General features: G+C 31.0%; 6 protein-coding genes. All 6 read left to right on the top strand.

The window, feature by feature from the left end:
• Positions 1–164 precede the first annotated feature (164 nt).
• Positions 165–12,020: an adhesin gene (locus K4897_RS01325; RefSeq protein ID WP_250416317.1), complete on the top strand. Its 11,856-nt coding sequence runs from the start codon at positions 165–167 to the stop codon at positions 12,018–12,020.
• Positions 12,021–12,197: 177 nt separating this feature from the next.
• Positions 12,198–14,906 (top strand): type I restriction endonuclease subunit R, encoded by a 2,709-nt coding sequence (locus tag K4897_RS01320; RefSeq protein ID WP_250416316.1) that lies wholly within the window; start codon positions 12,198–12,200, stop codon positions 14,904–14,906.
• A gap of 271 nt (positions 14,907–15,177) precedes the next feature.
• Positions 15,178–15,999: a hypothetical protein gene (locus K4897_RS01315; protein ID WP_250416315.1), complete on the top strand. Its 822-nt coding sequence runs from the start codon at positions 15,178–15,180 to the stop codon at positions 15,997–15,999.
• Positions 16,000–16,018: 19 nt separating this feature from the next.
• Positions 16,019–16,582 (top strand): restriction endonuclease subunit S, encoded by a 564-nt coding sequence (locus K4897_RS01310; protein WP_371921672.1) that lies wholly within the window; start codon positions 16,019–16,021, stop codon positions 16,580–16,582.
• 3 nt (positions 16,583–16,585) lie between these two features.
• A complete protein-coding gene (locus tag K4897_RS01305) occupies positions 16,586–18,130 on the top strand; it encodes a type I restriction-modification system subunit M (protein WP_250416313.1) in 1,545 nt (514 codons plus the stop codon).
• Between the two features lie 13 nt (positions 18,131–18,143).
• The gene (locus K4897_RS01300) at positions 18,144–19,361 is read left to right on the top strand and encodes a restriction endonuclease subunit S (RefSeq protein WP_250416312.1); all 1,218 of its coding nucleotides are present in this window, start codon (positions 18,144–18,146) and stop codon (positions 19,359–19,361) included.
• Positions 19,362–19,405: the final 44 nt, after the last annotated feature.

The following is a 19,405-nucleotide window of genomic DNA, read 5'->3' as shown; positions in this document are numbered from 1 at the left end:
ATAATGCTTCATATAATTAACTTTTTTAATTATAATATTTTGTATAGCTGAATAGAAACATATATACATCATATGTTCCAAATATAATCCTGTAGAATTTTCATGTTCACATAATAATTTACATGAGAAAATTTTTTGAATTCTATAATTGGTGAGTTGATAAAATGGTTAAAAAGATATTTGCTGTTGTTGGATCGGCTTTATTATTCTTATTAATAATTGGAGCTAGTTCTGCAGCAGACATTGATATAAATAATGATGGAACATTTAGCGATGTTCAGAATGGAATAAATCAGGCTCAGTCTGGTGATACAATTTATTTAAACAATCACACGTTCACAGGATCCGGCAGTGAGATTTCTGTAGCTGGCGGATGGTTTTCTAATAAAGATAAGATTACTATTGACGGTTCTATTAATCCAAACAAAGGTGGAACTGGTAATGAAATGTCTACATTAGATGCAAAATCAAGTTCCCGTGTGTTTAACATTGGAGCCAGCAGCATAACTCTGAAGAACATTATAATAACTAATGGTAAATATTCAGGACGTGATGCAAATGGTGCTGGTGTTTACAGTTCAGGTTCTAATCTTGTTTTGGAAAACTGTGTTATCAGTAACTGTGAAGCATCATCTAGCTCAAGAGGAGATGTTCATTCTGCATTATATTCAGAAAATACAGTAACATTATCTCGTTGTACTTTGGTTAACAATAAAGCTACCAGTACTTACAATACTGTAACAAATAGTTATGTTGTCAGAACTGCAAGTTTTGACGGGTCAATGACTGACTGTATTGTTCGTGATAATTATGTTTCTTCTATAGGGGCAATGGCTATTGGAATTACAATTGTTGGTTCCAGCAGCAATAAAGTAAGTAACACTAAATTTATGAACAATTATGCCACATCAACAAAGGGAAATGCCTTTGGTGCTGCATTACAGGTATTGGGTACAGTTTCTAATTGTACATTCGAATATAATCATGCAAATTCGGATGTTAATAACTCTCATGCAGGTGCACTTTGTTTCAGACCGGGAAGTACTGTTTATAACTGTACTTTTATAGGCAATATTGCATATAGGGGAGCGGCTACCACTTTCCATGCAAACGGTGAATTGAAAGATTGTATCTTTATTAACAACACTGCAACCGGTTTTGGTGGTGCAATCTCTACCGGATATGACGGTACTACAGGTCAAAATGTAAAAATTTCAAATTCTTATTTTGAAGGAAACGCTGCACCTATCGGTGGTGCTATTACTACTCATGGTAATGATATAACTGTAGATAACTCCACATTCCTATCAAATAAAGCTGCTGATAATGGTGGAGCTGTTTATGTTGTTGATGATGGAATAACTGTTTTAAATTCTAATTTTGGAAATAACTCTGCTAAAAATTATGCTGGAGCTATTTATGTAAAAGGAAATAATGTTAAAATTCAAAATGCAACATTTGTAAATAATTCTGCACACTTCGCAGGTGCTGTGAGGGTGGAAGGAAGTTATGTTAATGTTTTGAACGCTACTTTTATAGGAAATAAAGCTATTTCTGATGGTGTTTCAAAATCTCAAGCAGGAGCTTTAGGAATCAGTGGAAATAATGTTAATATAGACAGTTCTTACTTTGCAAATAACACTGTAGAAGGTGATGCAGGAGCTATAGGTGTAAAAGGAAGTCATATAAAAGTAACCAATTCACAGTTCTACTCCAACCATGCTAATCCATTTAACAATGATTTAAATACTGGTTTAGGTGGAGCTATATATACTATGGGTAATAATGTAACTTATGATAATGCAATATTCAGATATAATACAGCTGTTAACGGTTCTGCTTTATTTGTAGACGGTGTAGCTTCTCTTAAAAATATTGTATTTTACAGAAACCAGGCTTATACTTATGCATTGCCTATTATTGTTCAAAATCCGAAAAATCCTTATGGAGTAACTGTTAATGTTACTGTAGTGATTATTGGTGGAAACAATATTGCAAATGCAATACATCATGTAGGTCAGCTTAATGATATTTCATTTGATAATGTAACTTACTTATTTAATGTAAACGGAACAATCATGAACAGAACAACCGGAGCAGATGAACTTCATCCGGTTGATGGTGTGGAAAACAGTAAAAACGGTACTTTAATCTATAGGGATGAACGTGAAAATACTCAGTCAATCAATCCGATTGTTATTTATGATGAAGACGGAAACATTATTTACAATGAAACTTTAATCTCTTCAATTTATGGTGATGTCAGGTTTTCATTAAGCGGTCTTGCTCCTGGTAATTATACCATTAAAGCAGAACATCCTGAAGATCTCTTCTATAAAGCTATCAAAAATGAAACTAATTTTGAAGTAGTTGGTTTTGTTGATTTGGATGTTGATATTACAACTGATAAAAATTATTATGGATTGGACGAGGAAGTTGAATGGACTATTAGTTTAACTAACCATGGTCCGCATACTGACAATTATTGTTATGTAAATGGAATTAAACTTGATGATATTGTTGGTTTTACTCCTTCAAAAGGTACTTTTGATGTAGCTACAGGTATATGGAAAATAGGAAAATTAGCCAAAAATGAAGTTGTTACTCTTAAAGTTAAAACAAAAACTACAAGTCTCGGTACTGTTACTCTGACTGTTAATGCAGTAAACAGTACTGAAGATACTAACATAAGTAACAATGTAGCTACTAAAACCATATACATACAAGAACTGCCTAAGGTAGTTCCTACAAAGGATGTAAATGTTACAAACCCTAACTATGGTGATAAAGTTAAATATACAATAGTGGTAAGTAATGTTGGTAAGATTACTGCTGATGTAACTTTAACAGATACTCTTGATAAAGGTTTAATATTTACTGGTGCTAGTGGTAATTATGAATATGATTCTACCACACGTACTGTTACATGGAATATTGATGGTTTAGCTGTAGGTCAAAACTTAACATTCTATGTATATGCTACTGTAGATGCTTATGGTGTTTTAAACAATACAGTTACTGTTGGAGACAATACTGTTATAAGAAATGTAACTGTTCCTGAAATTACTCCTGATAAAACTATTGATAATGATTCACCTAACTTCGGTGATAAAGTATCATATACTGTCACTGTTACCAATGGCGAATTTGAAGCTAATAATGTTATTGTTAAGGATGTTGTTGGGAACGGATTAACCGTTACTGATATTAGTGATAACGGTCAATATGATCCGATTACCCGTACTATTACATGGATTGTTGATTTAGCTAAAAACGAAGTAAAAACATTCACTGTTGAAGCTACTGTTTCAGGCTATGGAAATATATCTAACAAAGTTGTTGTTGGAAATAAAACAATCTTTAAAAATGTGGATGTACCTGAAATTACTCCTAAAAAAGATGTTAACAATACAACTCCTAACTTCGGTGAAAATGTAGCTTATACTATTGTTGTTTCTAATGACGGCATTAGTGATGCAAAACAAGTTGTAATAACAGATACTCTTGCGAAAGGTCTTAAATTCCTTGGAGCTAATTATAATGGTGTTTATGATGAAAATACACATACTGTAACATGGACTTTGGATATTGATGCAGATAAAACTGTAGAATTAAAAGTAAATGTTACTGTGGAAGATTACGGCGTTTTAGTTAACAGGGTGACTGTTGGAGATAAAACAAGTTCTGTAGATATTGCAGTTCCGGAAATTATCCCTGATAAAACAGCTAATGTAACTGATGCTAACTTTGGTGACAATGTAACCTACACTGTTACTGTTACTAATGACGGTGATGTGGATGCTAGTCAGGTTGTCATTGTTGACCAATTAGGTAACGGCCTTAAATATGTCAGTTCTTCAGATGGTGGTGTTTGGGATGAAAAAACCAACACTGTTACTTGGATTGTTGATTTGGCTGCAGGCAAAACCAAAACATTAAATGTTGTAGCTACTGTGGTAGGGTATGGTAATGTAACCAACTCTTTAGCTGTAGGCAATAAAACTTCTAAAATAAACGTTAATGTTCCTGAAATTACTCCAAATAAAACTGCAGATAACAAAAACCCTAATTTTGGCGACAATGTAACTTATACTATTGTTGTTTCTAACGATGGTGCTGCTGATGCTAAGAATGTTGTTGTAAAAGATATTCTTGCTCCTGGTTTCAAGTTCATTGAAGCTAATTATGGTGGTGTTTATGATGAACTTACCCGTACTGTAACCTGGATTGTAGATGTTAATGCTAAAGGTCATGTTGATTTAACTATTAAGGTTATTGTTGAAGATTACGGTGTTTTAACCAACAATGTAACTGTCGGAAATAAAACAAGTTCTGTAAACATTACAGTTCCTGAAATTATTCCTAACAAAACTGCAGACATTGAAAATCCTAACTTTGGTGATGAAGTAACATACACTGTTAACATTACAAATGTCGGCAAATCCAATGCTGTCAATGTAGCTGTTCGTGATGTTTTAGGTGAAGGTTTAGAACTTATTTCAGCAGACGGAGGAGTATATAATCCGATTACCCGTACTATTACATGGACTGTTAATCTAAATTCAGGTGAAACCAAATCATTTAAAGTAGTTGCTAAAGTAATCGGATATGGGAATGTAACCAACTCTTTAGTTGTAGGTAATAAAACCTCTGCTGTAGATGTTAATGTTCCTGAAATTATCCCAAGTAAAGATGCTAATAATAAAGCTCCTAACTTTGGTGATAGCATAGATTACACAATTACTGTTAATAACATTGGTAAAGCAGATGCTAAAAATGTTGTTGTTGTAGACCATTTAGTTAAAGGATTGAAATATATCAGTTCTTCTCATAATGGTGTTTATGATGCAGCTACTCATACTGTTACATGGGTAATTGATATTGCTGCAGACAGTTCATTTGATTTGACTGTAACTGCTGCTGCTAATGAATATGGTGTTTTAACCAATATTGTATCTGTTGGAGATAAAAGTGCTTCTGTAGATGTAAATGTTCCTGAAATTATTCCTGACAAAACTGCAGACATTGAAAATCCTAACTTTGGTGACAATGTAACATATACTGTAACAGTCACTAATGGCGGAAATGCAGATGCTAAAGCAGTTGTTGTTCATGATGTTTTAGGTAAAGGTCTTAAATTTGTTTCAGCTACTGGTAATTACACCTTTGATGAAGCTACTAACACTATTACATGGATTGTTGATGTAGCAGCAGGTAAAACAGAAACATTTAATGTTGTAGCTACTGTTATCAATTATGGTAATGTAACTAACTCTTTAGTTGTCGGTAACAAAACATTCAGTAAAAATGTAACTGTACCTGAAATTACTCCGAACAAAACAGTAGACAATGAAAATCCTAATTTCGGTGATACTGTAACTTATACCGTTACTGTTAAAAATGAAGGAGATGGAAATGCTGCTGATGTAGTTATTGTTGATACTCTTGGTAAAGGTTTAGAATATATCAGTTCTACTGGTAACTATGATAATAAAACCAATACAATTACCTGGAAAGTTAACCTGGCTTCTGGAGAAACTAAAACATTTACTGTTGTTGCTAAAATCGTCGGATACACAGATGTAACCAATGAAGTAACTGTTGGTAATAAAACAGCTATTGTAAATGTAGATATACCTGAAATTATTCCTACTAAAGATGTTAACAATACAACTCCTAACTTTGGAGATACAGTTGAATACACTGTAACTGTTAACAATAATGCAAATACAGCTGCAAAACAAGTTGTCATAGTTGATACTCTTGGTAAAGGTTTAAAATTCATTAATGCAAGCCATAACGGTAAATATGATGAAGTTACAAGAACCATTACATGGATTGTTGATCTGGATGCTGGTGAAAGTGTTGTATTTAGTGTAAATGCTACTGTTGAAGCATATGGAAACATAAATAACACAGTAGTTGTAGGAAACAAGTCATTTACTAAAAATATTACAGTGCCTGAAATTACTCCAATTAAAAAAGTTGAAATTACTAATCCTAATTTCGGTGAAGAAATAACCTATTTCGTTTCTGTTTTCAACAGTGCTGTTGTTGATGCTAAGAATGTAGTTGTTGTGGATCATTTGGATAAAGGATTGAAATATGTCAGTTCCTCCAATAATGGTGTTTATGATGCAGCTACTCATACTGTTACCTGGATAGTTGACATTGATGCAGACAGTTCACTTGACTTGACTGTAACTGCTGTTGCTGAAGCTTATGGTGTTTTAACCAACATTGTATCTGTTGGAGATAAAAGCGCTTCTGCTGATGTGACTGTTCCTGAAATTATTCCGGGTAAGTCTGTTGATGTTGAAAATCCTAATTTCGGTGATACTGTAACTTATACTGTTACTGTTACCAATAATGGTGTTGGTGATGCTAAACAGGTTGTTGTTAGAGATACTCTTGATAAAGGATTGAAATTTGTTAAAGCTACTGGTAAGTATACTTTTGATGAATCTACTAATACTGTTACATGGATTGTTGATTTGGTTAATGGTGAGTCTCAAACTTTCTATGTGACTGCTGTTGCTGAAGCTTATGGTGTTTTAACCAACATTGTATCTGTTGGAGATAAAAGTGCTTCTGCTGATGTGACTGTTCCTGAAATTATTCCGGGTAAGTCTGTTGATGTTGAAAATCCTAATTTCGGTGATACTGTAACTTATACTGTTACTGTTACCAATAATGGTATTGTTGATGCTAAACATGTAGTTGTTGTGGATCATTTGGATAAAGGATTGAAATATGTCAGTTCCTCCAATAATGGTGTTTATGATGCAGCTACTCATACTGTTACCTGGATAGTTGACATTGATGCAGACAGTTCACTTGACTTGACTGTAACTGCTGTTGCTGATGAGTATGGTGTTTTAACTAATGATGTAACTGTTGGAGATAAAACTGCGTCTGTTGATGTGATTGTTCCTGAAATCACTCCTGATAAAACAGTTAATATTACTAATCCTAACTTTGGCGATAAAGTGGAATACACTATCACAGTTAGCAATAATGGTGTTGGTGATGCTAAACAGGTTGTTGTCGTTGATACTTTAAATGAAGGATTAACCTTTGTAAGTGCTTCTGATAATGGTGTTTGGAATCCTTTTAAACGTACTGTTACTTGGACTGTTGATTTGGCTAAAGGTGAATTTAAAGTATTTAATGTGATTGCTACTGTTTCAGCTTATGGAAACATACTTAATACTGTTGTTGTTGGAGACAAATCAAGTTCTGTAAATATTGCAGTGCCTGAAATTATTCCGGGTAAGTCTGTTGATGTTGAAAATCCTAATTTCGGCGATACTGTAACTTACACTGTTACTGTTACCAATAATGGAATTGTTGATGCTAAGAATGTAGTTGTTGTGGATCATTTGGATAAAGGATTGAAATATGTCGGTTCTTCTAATAATGGTGTTTATGATGCAGCTACTCATACTGTTACCTGGATAGTTGACATTGATGCAGGCAGTTTTATTGATTTGACTGTAACTGCTGTTGCTGATGAGTATGGTGTTTTAACCAACATTGTATCTGTTGGGGATAAAAGTGCTTCTGCTGATGTGTCTGTTCCTGAAATTACTCCTGCTAAAACAGTTAATATTACTAATCCTAACTTTGGCGATAAGGTAGATTACACTATTAAAGTTACTAATGATGGTATTGGTGATGCTAATAATATAGTTGTCAAAGATGTTTTAGGTGAAGGTCTTAAATTTGTTTCAGCTACTGGTGAGTATACTTGGGATGAAGATAGTCGCACTATTATCTGGATTGTTGATTTGGCTAAAGGTGAATCTAAAATTTTCCATGTAATTGCTGTTGCTGAAGCTTATGGTGTTTTATCTAACAATGTATTTGTTGGGGATAAAAGTGCTTCTGCTGATGTGACTGTTCCTGAGATTAATCCTGATAAAACAGTTAATGTTGCTAATCCTAATTTCGGTGATGATGTGACTTATACTGTTACTGTTTCTAATGATGGTATTGGTGATGCAAACAATGTTGTTATTGTTGATAGACTTGGTGAAGGTTTAACCTTTGTAAGTGCTTCGGATAATGGTGTTTGGGATCCTGTTAAACGTACTGTTACTTGGATTGTTGATTTGGCTAAAGGAGAAAGTAAAGTATTTACTGTTAATGCTACTGTTAGTGGTTATGGAAATGTTTCTAATTCTTTAGTTGTTGGTAATAAGACAGCTTCTGTTAATGTGACTGTTCCTGAGATTATTCCTGATAAAACAGTTAATGTTGCTAATCCTAATTTCGGTGATAATGTGACTTATACTGTTACTGTTTCTAATGATGGTATTGGTGATGCAAACAATGTTGTTATTGTTGATAGGCTTGGTGAAGGTTTGACCTTTGTAAGTGCTTCTGATAATGGTGTTTGGGATCCTGTTAAACGTACTGTTACTTGGATTGTTGATTTAGCTAAAGGAGAAAGTAGAACTTTCTATGTAAATGCTACTGTTAGTGGTTATGGAAATGTTTCTAATTCATTAGTTGTTGGTAATAAGACTGCTGGTGTTAATGTGACTGTTCCTGAGATTAATCCTGATAAAACAGTTAATGTTGCTAATCCTAATTTCGGTGATGATGTGACTTATACTGTTAGCGTTTCTAATGTTGGTATTGGTGATGCTAAAGCTGTTGTTGTTCGTGATGTTTTAGGTGAAGGTTTAGTTTTCGTTAGTGCTTCAGATGGTGGAGTATATGATGAAAATACACGTACTGTTACTTGGATTGTTGATTTAGCTAAAGGTGAAAGTAAAGTCTTTACTGTTAATGCTACTGTTAGTGGTTATGGAAATGTTTCTAATTCTTTAGTTGTTGGTAATAAGACTGCTGGTGTTAATGTGACTGTTCCTGAGATTATTCCTGATAAAACAGTTAATGTTGCTAATCCTAATTTCGGGGATAATGTGACTTATACTGTTACTGTTTCTAATGATGGTATTGGTGATGCAAACAATGTTGTTATTGTTGATAGGCTTGGTGAAGGTTTGACCTTTGTAAGTGCTTCTGATAAGGGTGTTTGGGATCCTGTTAAACGTACTGTTACTTGGATTGTTGATTTGGCTAAAGGAGAAAGTAGAACTTTCTATGTAAATGCTACTGTTGATGCTTATGGAAATGTTTCTAACTCTTTAGTTGTTGGTAATAAGACTGCTGGTGTTAATGTGACTGTTCCTGAGATTAATCCTAACAAGACTGTAAGTATTGAAAATCCTAATTTCGGTGATAATGTAACTTACACTGTTAGCGTTTCTAATGATGGTATTGGTGATGCTAAAGCTGTTGTTGTTCGTGATGTTTTAGGTGAAGGTTTAGTTTTCGTTAGTGCTTCAGATGGTGGAGTATATGATGAAACTACCCGTACTGTTACTTGGATTGTTGATTTGGCTAAAGGTGAAAGTAAAGTCTTTACTGTTAATGCTACTGTTAGTGGTTATGGAAATGTTTCTAATTCTTTAGTTGTTGGTAATAAGACTGCTGGTGTTAATGTGACTGTTCCTGAGATTATTCCTGATAAAACAGTTAATGTTGTTAATCCTAATTTCGGTGATAATGTAACTTACACTGTTAGCGTTTCTAATGTTGGTATTGGTGATGCTGAAGGTGTTGTTGTTCGTGATGTTTTAGGTGAAGGTTTAGTTTTCGTTAGTGCTTCAGATGGTGGAGTATATGATGAAAATACACGTACTGTTACTTGGATTGTTGATTTGGCTAAAGGTGAAAGCAAAGTATTTACTGTTAATACTACTGTTAGTGGTTATGGAAATGTTTCTAATTCTTTAGTTGTTGGTAATAAGACTGCTGGTGTTAATGTGACTGTTCCTGAGATCATTCCTGATAAAACAGTTAATGTTGCTAATCCTAATTTCGGTGATAATGTAACTTATACTGTTACTGTTTCTAATGATGGTATTGGTGATGCAAACAATGTTGTTATTGTTGATAGGCTTGGTGAAGGTTTAACCTTTGTAAGTGCTTCTGATAAGGGTGTTTGGGATCCTGTTAAACGTACTGTTACTTGGATTGTTGATTTGGCTAAAGGAGAAAGTAGAACTTTCTATGTAAATGCTACTGTTGATGCTTATGGAAGTGTTTCTAACTCTTTAGTTGTTGGTAATAAGACAGCTTCTGTTAATGTGACTGTTCCTGAAATTAACCCTAACAAGACTGCAAATATTGAAAATCCTAACTTTGGCGATAATGTAACTTACACAGTCACTGTTACTAATGATGGTATTGGTGATGCAAACAATGTTGTTGTTAAAGATACTCTTGGTAAAGGATTGATATTTATTAGTGCTACTGGTAATTATACCTTTGATGAAGCTACTAACACAATTACATGGATTGTTGATTTAGCTAAATGCGAATCCAAAACATTTAAAGTAAATGCTACAGTTTCAGAATATGGAAATGTAACAAATACTGTAATTGTTGGCAATAAAACATTTAACAAAAACGTAACAGTTCCTGAAATCAATCCAAACAAAACAGTTAACAATGAAATTCCTAATTTCGGTGATAATGTAACTTACACTGTTAGAGTCACTAATGATGGAATTGGCGATGCTAACAATGTAGTTGTCTGCGATATTTTAGGTAAAGGATTAAAATTCTTAAATGCAGATGGAAATTTCACATATGATGAAAAAACTGGTACAATTACTTGGATTGTTGATTTAGCTAAAGGCGAAACTAAAACATTTAATGTAAATGTTACTGTTTTAAGCTATGGTGATTTATCTAACAAAGTAGTTGTCGGAAATAAAACAGTTATCAAAAACATTACAGTACCTGAAATTAACCCAGGAAAAGAAATTAACATTGAAGTTCCAAACTTCGGTGATAATGTAACATACACTGTAATTGTAAACAACACCGGAAAAGTCAATGCCACTAATGTTGTTGTAGCTGATAAATTAGGTGAAGGTTTAACTTTTGTTAATGCTTCAGATGGTGGAGTATACAATGAAACTACCCGTACAATCACTTGGATTATTAACTTAACTGCTGGTGAAACCAAATATTTATATGTAAATACCACAGTTTCAGCATACGGCAATATAACTAACAGTGTAATTGTCGGTAATAAAACATTTAACAAAAACGTAACAGTTCCTGAAATAATCCCTGTAAAAGAAGTTAATTCCTCTGATATCCATATTGAAGATGAAATAACTTACACTATTGCTGTTTCAAATCCTGGAAAAACCAATGCAACAAATATCGTAATTAAAGATGTACTTCCTGAAGGATTAAAATTCATTAATGCTTCAAATGGCGGAGTATATGATCCAGCTACTGGAATTATTACATGGATTGTAAACATTACAGCTAATTCAACTGTTGATTTAACTGTTGTAGCTAATGTAACTAAATCAGGAAATATTACAAATACTGTAAATGTTGGAAACAAAACTGCTAACTGCACTATTGAATCAAAGGATATTGCTGATTTGGAAATACACATAGTTGCTGACAAATCTGAAATATACATTGGGGACTCTGTTGTCTGCACAGTTACTGTCATAAATAATGGACCAAGCGATGCAATAAATATAATTGCTAATGTACTTGTACCAAATACTTTAAGCATTATTTCATATAATGCAACAAAAGGAACATTTGACATAACTTCTGGCAAATGGTATGTAGGAAACTTAACAAATGGTGAAAAAGTCGTATTAACATTTGTAGCTAAAGCATTAAATGAAGACAATTCAACAGTATATGTCAATGTAACAAGCGAAACATTTGAGGTAATCTTGGAAAACAACTACGACAATGTAACTGTTAAAGTCCTTAAAAAAGCAGCTCCAATCGGTCCGGATAAACCAGTTCATCCAGACGATTCATCTTCAGCTGATGATGGTTCATCTTCAGATGCAGGTAGTGAATCTGTAAGCTTACCAAATACAGGAAATCCACTAGCAATATTGCTCTTATGTATTTTAAGTGTAATATTCGCGGGATCTAGAAAAAGAAAATTATAATTTTCTCATGATTTGGGTTTAATTACTCAAATCAGCTTTTTTTTATTTTTTTAAGATTAGCTATTTTTTCATTTGCTATTAATGGATTGCTCTTATTATTTTCTTAGAAATTAACAGTAACTTGTATATAATCAGCACAACAAATATTAAAAATAATTTAAGTATTGTTGTGATAATATGGCTAGTCAAAGTGAAGCAGCTTTAGAAAATAATTTAATTAAAACTTTAGTTGATGGAGGTTATGAGCAAGTTTTAATTAAAGATGAAAAAGAGTTAGAATCTAATTTTAAACAGCAATTGGAAAGATTTAATAACACTACTTTCACTGATGATGAGTTTAGAAAGATTCTTATTCATTTGGAAGGAGGTTCTATTTTTGAAAAAGCTAAGAAGCTCAGAGACCAATATGAACTTTCTCGTGAAGATGAAACATTCTATGTTAAATTTTTAAACAAAAAAGAATGGTGTAAAAATATTTTTCAAGTTGCAAATCAAATTACAATGGAAGGAACATATAAAAATCGTTATGATGTAACTATTCTTATTAATGGTTTGCCTTTAGTTCAAATTGAACTTAAAAAGAGAGGTGTTGAACTAAAACAGGCTTTTAAACAAATTCAAAGATATCAGCTACATTCATTCCATAATCTTTTTAATTATGTACAGATTTTTGTAATAAGTAATGGTGTAAATACTAAATTTTTCTCAAATAACTCAGAACTAAATTATAACTTTACATTTTTCTGGAAAGATAAAAATAATAACAATATCAATAATTTAGAAGATTTTGCAACTACATTTCTGGAAAAATGCCATTTATCTAAAATGATTTCACAATACATTGTTTTAAATGAAACAAAAAAATCACTGATGGTTTTAAGGGCATATCAGTATTATGCTGTTGAAGCTATTCTTGAGAGTGTTTCAAATAAATCTAACGGATATGTATGGCATACAACAGGTTCTGGTAAAACTTTAACTTCATTTAAGGCTTGTCAAATATTAACCAGTAAAGAAGATACAGATAAGGTAATGTTTATTGTTGATAGAAATGATTTGGATTATCAAACAACTAAAGAGTTTAATAGTTTCTCAGCAGGAGCAGTAGATGGAACAGATAATACAAATGCTCTTATTAAACAATTAAAAGGTAAAAATAAACTTATTATCACAACAATACAAAAGCTGCATCGTGCTGTAAAAGGTAGGGCAAAACAATTAGAAAACTATAGAAATCTTCGTATGATTTTAATGTTTGATGAATGTCACAGATCCCAGTTTGGAGATATGCACAAAGACATTACAAATTTCTTTACTAATATTAACTATTATGGTTTTACAGGAACTCCAATTTTTGCTGAAAATGCAAATAAATCAAGAACTACTGAAGATTTATTTGGAAAACGCTTGCATTCCTATTTAATTAAAGATGCTATTCATGATGAAAATGTTTTAGGATTTGCAGTGGATTATGTTGGAACATATAGGAGCAGGGTTAAAACTGATATTGAAGTTGAAGCTATTGATACAAGGGAAGTTATGGAATCTGAAGAAAGATTGGAGAAAATTGTTGATTATATTATTAAATATCATAACAATAAAACATATCACAAAGAATTTACAAGTATGTTTTGTGTTTCATCAGTTCCCGTTTTAAATAAATATTATAAGATTTTTAAAAAGAAAAATCCCGATTTAAAAATTGCAGCTATTTATTCTTATGGGGATAATGTAGATTTGGAAGAAGGCAATAAACATCCTCGTGATAACTTAGAAAGCCATATTGCAGATTATAATAAAATGTTTGGAACTAATTATTCAACAGATGATTTTGGTTCGTATTATGTTGATGTAAGTAAAAGAAGTAAAAACAAGCAAATTGATATTCTTTTAGTTGTCAATATGTTTTTAACTGGTTTTGATAATCCTTTATTGAATACATTATATGTTGATAAGAATTTGCAGTATCATGGTTTAATTCAAGCATTTTCAAGAACAAATAGGATTGATAATGTTAAAAAAACACAGGGAAATATTGTCTGTTTTAGAAATCTTAAAAAAAGAGTTGATGAGGCAGTTAGACTTTTCTCAGATACTAATGCTATGGGTTATGTAATAACTTTACCTTATAGTGAATATGTTGAAAAATTTAATTCCTGTGCAAACAGACTTTTAAAGTTAGTGCCAGATGTACAGGATGTTGATAGTTTAGAAGATGAAAAAGACATTGAAAAATTTGTTTTAAACTTTAAAAATATTCTTAGGGTTTTAAATAGGATGACTACATTTGCAGAATTTAGTTATGATGATTTAAAATTAACAGAACAAACTTTAAATGACTATAAAAGTAAATATTTGGATTTATATGAAGTGCTTGGTCGTAGTGAGAGTCCTAAAAAATCAAGTATTTTAGACGACATTGATTTTGAAATAGAACTTACAAGGCAAGATAACATTAATGTTTCATATATAATAAATCTTTTAAAAGATTTGGATCCAAAAGATTCTTCATTTAAGAAAGATGTCAGATTAATTCATGATTTAATGCAAGCTTCACATGAACTTAAAAGTAAAGCAGAGCTTATTGATAAGTTTATACATGAAAATATTGTAGAAGCTAATGGTCAAATAGATATTGATGAAGAATTGCCACAATACTTTGAAAAAGAGAAAAATAAAGAAATTGATGAAATGGTAGCTTCTGAAAACTTATCTAATGAGGAAACTAGGAAAATCATTGAAGAGTATGAATATAGTGGTAAATTACGTGATGATGATATTAAACAGTCATTCAATGAAGATATTGGATTTTTAGAACGCAGACATAAAGTTAACTTGTTAAAAAGTAAAATAATTGATTTGGTAGATAAATTTGCATTGATTTAATTTTTCTTATTTTTGTCCTAATTAATTAGGACAGAAACATTTATATGGTAAGAAGTGTAAATTATAATTTGTCCTACAAAAATAGGACAAAATTAATTTAAGAATAAAAAAACTTGCCATGTAAATATGACAAGTAAATTGATTGCACTTTAATCTATTTATTTCAACATTATTAAATCTTTGTTTAATCATGGAATTCAAATAGAAATATAAAATTTGTTTTCATATTTACAGGCAGTTTTTTTCTAAATAAGAAAACAAAGGTCTTAAAATGAACAAACAAACTACTCAACAAAAAGTACAAGAATTAAATGATGACGGAATAACTTTTGATAGATTTAATGATAAATTAGTAATTCATAACAATAATCAGGAATATCTAATTTCTGATAATGTATTGGAGGTTATTATACAACATGGAATTAAAAAAACTGTACTTAATGAAAAAGATATATTCAATCTCTTCAGAAAATATGAAATATATGAACCATTAACAATTGCAGACTATGAAAGGGTATTGGAAGAACATGAAATTCTTAAAAATGAAATACCAAATGCTGAATCAATAGAAAACAGTGATGCTGTAAAATTTGGATTAAACTATTTCATCAACCATGAATATGATAATGGGGGATTATACCAAACACTGAAAATCATCGATAGTTATGATGAAATTTCTGTAATGCCATTAATAGGATTTCAGTTTGAAAACAATTATCGGGCTAAAATATTAGAAATATTTGGAATAAACGATTTTGGAAATTTTTCAAGAAAATTATATAATAAACAATATGTTTTACTTGAAAGTGAATTTGATAAACTGTTACTGACAAGAAATAAATATGCAAGGGTTGTAAATGGAGTTAGATATAATGGAATAGATGAAGTTCCCTTACACAAGATAATGGAGTACGGGGAAATTTATAATAATATTTATCGTAACCTTCGTGTGAAATGCGGATATAAATTTAATCAAAAACCTTCAACATACAAATTAATAAATCCCTTATCTTTAGTTAAATATGCTAAAATAGAATATCATGATAAGGTTGGTTGTGAATTCAGACCTATGGGATTAAAATGTTCTATATAAAAAATTTGGGGGAATTTAAATAGAAATAAAAAGATTATCACAGATAGCTGATGTTTTTTCAGGAGTTAGATTATCTAGATATGGTGATGAGCATGGAGAATCACAAGTTGTGGTTCACAAAACCTACTCTGATAATTTTTTAAAGTTTGACTGTGAATCTAAAACAGTTTCAGATAATTATCTTAAAAAATTTGAAAAATACTTTTCAAAAGAAAATGATATTATTGTTCATAGTTTTGATCTAGATAAAGTAACTAAAATTACAAAAAAGGGAATCATAATTCCAAGCGATTATATAATCATAAGATTACATGAAAATATAGATTCTGATTTTATGGTTTTTCTTTTAAAAAGTAGTATATTCCCGCGTGAACTAAATAAGTTAAGAGAAGGTTCAGCGGGAAAATGGATTAAAATTAATCATATGAGGGAAGTTAAACTACCAATTCCAGATTACAATAATCAAAAAGAGTGTGGTAAATTATTAAGATTATTAGAAGATAAAATTCAATTAAAATTAAAATCAGTAGAAAACAATAAAAAAGCACAAAAAGCAATATTGGATAAATTAGTGGGGGATTAATAAATGTCAGACAAACAACAAAATTTAGAAACAAAATTATGGGCAGTAGCAGATGTATTACGCGGAACAATGGATGCAAATGAATTTAAAAATTATATTTTAGGATTTATTTTTTACAAATATTTATCTGAAAAAATTGAGTTAAGATTAACAAATGAATTAAAACAGGACGGTTTAACTTTTGAACAGGCATATGCAATAGATAAATTCAAAGAAGATTTAAGACAGGAAGCTATTGAAAACTTGGGATATTTCATAGAACCTCAGGATCTTTTTTCAAATTTAGTTAAACAGGCCAGTGTTGGAGATGAGGACTTAATTCAGAATGTTGAAAGGGCATTTAAAAAAGTGGGAGATTCTTCAATTGGTGGAAAAAGTGCTCAGGATTTTGAAAATCTTTTTGATGATGTGGATTTACAGTCATCCAAACTTGGAAGAAAAGTATCCGATAAAAATAAGTTAATTGGACAAATAATAAAACACTTGTCTGAAATAGATTTTGAACTTGAAAATGATGAAAATGACATTCTTGGAGATGCATATGAATATCTGATAAGTCAATTTGCATCAGATGCCGGTAAAAAAGCAGGAGAATTTTATACTCCTCAGGAAGTAAGTAAAATTTTAGCAAAATTAGTTACAGTAGGTAAAAGCAGATTAAAATCTGTTTATGATCCAACATGTGGTTCAGGTTCACTTTTGCTTCGTGTAAGTAAAGAAGTAAGAGTAACAGACTTTTATGGTCAGGAACTAAACCAAACAACTTATAACTTAGCTAGAATGAACATGATTCTTCATGATGTAAACTTCAATGATTTTGATATTCGCCAGGGAGACAGTTTAGAGGAACCTTTGTTTATTGATGAGCGATTTGAAGCAATAGTAGCGAATCCACCATTTTCAGCAAATTGGAGTTCAGATAAAAAATTCTTGGATGATGAAAGATTCAGTGCAGCAGGAAAATTACCTCCAAAATCAAAAGCAGATTATGCATTTGTAGAACATATGATTTATCATTTGGATGAGAACGGAACAATGGCAATAGTATTACCTCATGGAGTATTATTTAGAGGAGCAGCTGAAGGAACAATTAGAAAATTTTTGGTTGATGAGAGAAATTACCTTGATGCAGTAATAGGATTGCCCGCTAATCTTTTTTATGGAACAAGTATTCCAACATGTGTTTTAATATTTAAAAAATGTCGTGAAGAAAATGATGATATATTATTTATAGATGCATCTCAAGAATTTGAAAAGGTTAAAAATCAAAATAAATTAAGGGAATCAGATATTGATAAAATAGTTAACACATACATCAATCGTGAAGAAATAGACAAATACTCACACAGAGCTTCACTTGAAGAGATTAAAGAAAACGATTTTAACTTAAATATTCCTCGTTATGTTGATACTTTTGAAGAAGAAGAACCAGTAGATTTAGATGAAGTATGCAAAGAACTTGAAAAGATTTCTGAAGAAATGAAAGAAGTTGATGCAGAAATTAAGAAATATTGTGATGAATTGGGTATTAAAGCACCATTATTTTAGGGATTGATTTTGTATGAGTGAAGAAAAATTAGTTCCTAAATTGCGATTTAGCGGATTTACTGATGAATGGAAAAAATCTAATTTAGGAAATATTTCATCTAATGAAATGTATGGCATGAACTCTGCGGCAAAAGATTATGATGGATTTAATAAGTATATTAGAATTACAGACATATCTGAAACATCAAATAAATTCATTCCAAATCCATTAACCTCTCCTGATGGAGATTTGGAAGATAAATATAAATTAAAGAAAGGAGATATAGTTTTTGCTAGGACTGGTGCAAGTACTGGAAAAACTTATCTTTATGATGATAATGATAGAAATTTATATTTTGCAGGTTTTTTAATTAAATTTCATATTGATAATGCTAATCCAAAGTTTATTTTTTATAACACTCTGAAGGAGGAATATTTAAATTGGGTAAGCATAATGTCTGTACGTTCAGGTCAACCAGGTATTAATTCTAATGAATATAAAAAATTACCTATAATTTTACCTTCTTTAGATGAACAAAATAAAATTTCAAATTTTTTAACTTCGATCGACAAGAAAATTGATTTATTAGAAAGGAAGCATCAATTTTATCAAGAATTCAAGAAGTATTTGATGCAACAGATTTTCACACAGAAATTAAGATTTGCAGATAGTGATAGCTGTTGGAAAGAAATTTCATTAAAAGATATTGGAACCTTTTACAGAGGACACTCTTATAATTCTACTAATGTTGCAGATGAAGGATTATTAGTATTAAGGTCAAATAATATCCAGGGCAATGTTTTAGATTTTTCAGAAGATGGACTTCAATTTGTTGATAAAGATTGTAAAAAAGAATTAGAATTACAGAAAAATGATATTGTGATCTGTATGAGTAATGGAACTAGAAGATTAGTTGGAAAATCAGCAGAATACACCGGCAATTATGAGAATAAAGTTACTGTTGGAGCTTTTTGTAGTATTTTCAGAACTGAAAATAAATTAGCAAAATATTTATTCCAAACAGAAAGCTATAAAAAAAATTTATATTTAATTTTAGCTGGAACTAACATCAATAATCTTAAAAATTCTGATTTAGAAAAGTTTAAATTTAATATACCTACAAATGAATCAGAAATCAATAAAATACATGATTTATTTGTTTCAATTGATAATAAAATTGATTATAATAAAAAACAATTAGAAGAAATAACATTATTTAAAAAAGGTCTTCTCCAGCAAATGTTTGTTTAAATTTTATTTATGGATAAAAATTAAATTATAAAATAGAACTATTA

Origin of the sequence: Methanobrevibacter sp. TLL-48-HuF1, from assembly GCF_023617305.1 — an archaeon.
In the GTDB taxonomy this organism is placed as follows: domain Archaea; phylum Methanobacteriota; class Methanobacteria; order Methanobacteriales; family Methanobacteriaceae; genus Methanocatella; species Methanocatella intestini.
This window is presented reverse-complemented; position numbering and strand designations above follow the sequence as displayed.